The organism is Rhodococcus sp. T7, from assembly GCF_009872365.1.
Classification (GTDB): Bacteria; Actinomycetota; Actinomycetes; order Mycobacteriales; family Mycobacteriaceae; genus Rhodococcus_F.
The window spans coordinates 1-1,452 of record NZ_WXYH01000222.1 but is presented as its reverse complement, the minus strand read 5'-3'; the positions used below and the strand labels follow the sequence as shown (position 1 = coordinate 1,452).

Here is a 1,452-nt window from a genome sequence, read left to right as displayed (position 1 = left end):
GGGCGGATTCAACCGGTCGTCGCAACACCGTGCCGTGAGGACGAGTGTACCTGTTCGGCAAACACTTCCGCTGGAGTTCTCCAACCGTGCACTTTTCGGGGGCGGTTGTTGAGCGCATCGGCGACCGCCTGAAGCTCACGGAACTTGTATCGGGACAGATCAGTTCCCTTCGGAAAATATTGTCGCAGCAGCCCATTGGTGTTCTCATTCGTTCCGCGCTGCCATGGACTGTACGGATCACAGAAGTAGACACGGATACCCGTAGATGCCGTCAGCTCGGCATGACGCGCGAGTTCCTTTCCGCGATCCCACGTCACGGATCTGCGTAGATGCTCGGGCAGCGGTGACAGCGTCGCGGCCAGAGCATCACGAACGGACTCCGAACCATATCCGGACAGCGCCGGCCCGTTCTTCACCATCGCCGCTGTTCCATAGCCCTTCAGTCGCGGCAGGTGTAGTAGAGTCGTGTATCTGCTGGTGCGCTCGACGAGCGTGCCGATCGCGGACCGGGTCAGACCGATGATGAGGTCGCCCTCCCAATGCCCCGGCGTCTTCCGGCTCTCGACCTCCTCCGGACGGGCGCTGATGGTCACCTCCTCGGTGATAAATCCGGTGCGCTGCTTCCGTGCTCGCGCACGAGGCTTTCGCAGCGCCCGGCCGGTGCGCAAGCACGCGACGAGCTCCCGCTCCAGGCCGCCGCGACCCTCGATGTAGAGCGATTGGTAGATCGCCTCAGGTGAAATGCGCATCGTCGGGTCCTCCGGATAGTCGATCGGTAGGCGATTCGAGATCTGCTCCGGACTCCACGCCGTCGCCCACCGACGATCACCGCGCCGAGGCTTGTTTCGGCCAATCCAAGCGGCATCCGGACCGGACACCACGGTTCCATCGTCGGCACGAATCACACCAGACAGTTTGTCCTGCACATATTCTCGTAGCCGATCGTGTTCGGCGAGCTTCGCTGGTTTTGGGCGCCTCGCGGCGAGGTCGGCCTTCCACTGTGCGGTCGACGCTCGGTATGTGAGCTTGCCATTGCGGGTGGCGGCGTTCCGCCGCAACTCCCGCGAGATCGTCGACGGTGACCGTCCGATCCGGTCAGCGATGTCGCGCATACTCATACCCTTGGCTCGCAGCAGCGCGATATCCTCACGCTCGGTGAACGACAGGTACCTCCCCGAGACCGGGGTCAACTCGATCGGTGGCATCCCACCAGCCTGGCGGAACCACCGTGTCCCCACCGGCCCCGACACGCCGCATGTGGTCGCTGCGTCGTCGCTCGTGAGACCCTCGGCGATCCGCGTCCAGAATGCCCGCTCTAGATCTCGGCGTATCGGAGGCCGTCCCGGTGACCGCATCACCGCACGCCCCGTCAACGCTGCTGCCCACCCGGGTGGTCGTCCCATTCCCACACCTCCGTTATCGAGGTGTTGCTTCCACCGGTTGAGCCTGGTC

General features: G+C 63.8%; 1 protein-coding gene. It reads right to left on the bottom strand.

Going from position 1 to position 1,452, the window contains the following annotated elements; translation table 11 throughout:
* Positions 1-8: 8 nt before the first annotated feature.
* Positions 9-1,403, bottom strand: a complete 1,395-nt coding sequence (locus MLGJGCBP_RS21230; RefSeq protein ID WP_043827253.1) for an IS30 family transposase — start codon at positions 1,401-1,403, stop codon at positions 9-11.
* Between the last annotated feature and the right edge of the window lie 49 nt (positions 1,404-1,452).

What these genes read in the sequence shown, in the direction of transcription:
- MLGJGCBP_RS21230 (WP_043827253.1), bottom strand. Translation starts at nt 1,403, where the DNA reads ATGGGACGACCACCCGGGTGGGCAGCAGCGTTGACGGGGCGTGCGGTG.